The sequence below is a fragment of the Streptomyces sp. NRRL F-525 genome (assembly GCF_000716605.1).
Lineage (GTDB): Bacteria > Actinomycetota > Actinomycetes > Streptomycetales > Streptomycetaceae > Streptomyces.
In genome coordinates, this window is sequence record NZ_JNXE01000201.1 from 1 (window position 1) to 308 (window position 308).

Sequence of the window (308 nt, forward strand, 5' to 3'; positions counted from 1 at the left end):
GGCCGCCGCGTCCGCCGGACCGTCCGCGAACAGCGGCCCGATCCGGGCCTCGTCCTGGGCGGGACGAACCACCCCGTACCCGGTCAGACGCCCGTCGACGACCCGGGCCAGGGCGCGGTGCCCGGGGGTGGTGAGCCAGGCGGAGAGGAACCGCGGCCGGTCGGCGTGGTGGCAGGCGCCGTCGTACGCCGCGAGGGCGGCCGCGCCGACCCGCCCGGCGGGGACATCCCCCGCCAGGTGAGCGACGCCTACTTCGCCAGCCTCAACCGCGGCAAACGCAGCATCTGCCTCGACCTCACGACCGACGA

The 308-nt window shown here is 76.9% G+C and carries 1 pseudogene; it reads right to left on the reverse strand.

Going from position 1 to position 308, the window contains the following annotated elements:
- Window positions 1–237: pseudogene (locus tag OO69_RS51145) on the reverse strand (GNAT family N-acetyltransferase); the annotation flags it as partial.
- Window positions 238–308: the final 71 nt, after the last annotated feature.